Annotated in this window: 1 protein-coding gene; it reads left to right on the top strand. The window is 56.1% G+C overall.

Annotation, left to right across the window (positions count from 1 at the left end):
* Nucleotides 1-1,998, top strand: a 1,998-nt coding sequence (locus SJI19_RS24545) for a type VI secretion system tip protein VgrG (RefSeq protein ID WP_323480852.1), incomplete at both ends; no start/stop codon positions are given.

The raw sequence follows: 1,998 nt of genomic DNA, 5'->3' as shown, positions 1-1,998 counted from the left end.
TACCGGGCTGACCTTGAACCGTTATCATCTGCTGGTAAAAGGCAGCCACGCGCCGCTGGACGTTGAGTCCTTTGACGGCCATGAAGGGTTAAGCGCGTTGTACCGTTACACCCTTATCCTGAGCAGCCCTGAGCAGGATATTGACCCGGCGACGATGCTGATGAAGGATGTCTCCCTGGTGATGCAGACGCTGCCACAGACCGCGTTTCACCACACCACCCCGCCAGAAGTTCAGCGTACTGTGCATGGGGTGGTCACCCATTTTTCCCGCCTCTCCTCTTCCCGTGATGAAACCCGCTACCGTATTGTCTTTCAACCCCGTCTTGCCCTGTTGGATAAAACCCGCCGCACTGCCCTCTATCAGAATCAATCCGTGCCAGAGGTGGTGGAAAAAATCCTGCGGGAACATCACCACTGGCCGGGCTGGCTGTACGACTTACGTTTACATCGCCATTACCCGACGCGTGAGTTGATCACCCAGTTCATGCAATCGGATTTTGAGTTTATCGACAGTTTGCTCAGTGAAGTCGGGATCTGGTTCAGTTTTACCATGGACCACGAAATCAAACATGAAGTGGTGCTGTTCGGTGATTCGCAACGCAGTTGGCAGTTTAATGTTGACGTGCCGGTGGTCAATCCGGCGGGCATGTATGACAGCAGCCTGGAGTCGGTCTGGGATTTACAGGCACAACATCAGGTGGTGGAAAAGTCGGTCAGCGTCAAAGACTACAATTACCGCACGGCAGGTAATTCACTGGATGCGCAGGCCGATATCACCGCTGATGATGACAAAACCACCTACGGTAACGACTATCACTACACCGACGGTTATCTGACTGACGGCGACAAAAACACCGATAATGACGCTGAGGCCGAAACCGCCAACTTCTATGCCCGTCTGCGCCATGAACGCCAGTTAAACCAGCAACATCGTCTGAGCCTGAAAAGCAACGCGACCTTTATCGGCCCCGGCCAGGTACTTAACCTGACTGGCGAGACGCCCCGTGCGTTTGCCCATGGCATGCTGGTCACCGCGTTTACCGCAGGTGCAACCCGCAGCTCAAGCTACCAGCTTGAAGTCAAGGGCATGGCCTACCGCGAAGGCGTGGATTATCGCCCGGCGTTGAAAGCCCGGCCGCGCATCAGCGTGCCGTTACCCGCCCGGGTCACCAGTATCACGCCAAACGACACCTACAGCCATATCGACCACATGGGGCGTTACCGGGTGAAGTTTGACTTTGATCAGGACACCTGGAAAACCGGTTATGAAAGCCCGTGGCTGCGCCTGGCCCGCCCTTACGCCGGGGATACGTATGGTCTGCATCTGCCTTTATTGTCTGGCACGGCAATCTCAGTGATGTTCGATGGCGGCCATCCCGATAAACCGTTCATCGCCCATGTGCTGCACGATGCCAAACACCCCGACCACGTTACGCTTGAAAACGCCAAGCGTAATGTCCTGCGTACCCCCAGCAACAACAAAATCCGCCTGTCTGATGAACGTCAGAAAGAACATATCAAGATTTCCACCGAACACGCAGGCAAATCCCAACTCAATCTCGGTTACAACGTCAACGCCAAACGTGAACTGCGCGGCGAAGGTAACGAACTGCGTACTGACGGGCACGGTGTCTTTCGGGCGGCAAAAGGCATCTTTATCAGTGCAGATGGTCAGCCATTGGCCGAGGGCCCGATGCTGGAAATGCAAGCCGCGCTGGATGAACTGGATGCGGCCCGCCAGGACGCTGCCGGACTGCGTGCAGCGGCAGAAATGGCCAAAGCCGAGCTGGCCGACATCGAAAAACAGGCCAGCCTGATGAACGATACGCTCAAAAACCTGCAACAGCGGGCGCTACTGCTCTCTGCTCCGGCCGGAATTGCCCAGGTGACCCCGGGTAGCCTGCAATTGTCGGCCGGCCAGAACCTGATCGTCACCACCGGAGAGGATGCCGATCTCAGTATTGGCCAAAAACTGCGTATCGCGGTAGGTGCAACGCT

Origin of the sequence: Acerihabitans sp. TG2, assembly GCF_035013185.1 — a bacterium.
Lineage (GTDB): Bacteria > Pseudomonadota > Gammaproteobacteria > Enterobacterales > Enterobacteriaceae > Acerihabitans.
This window is presented reverse-complemented; position numbering and strand designations above follow the sequence as displayed.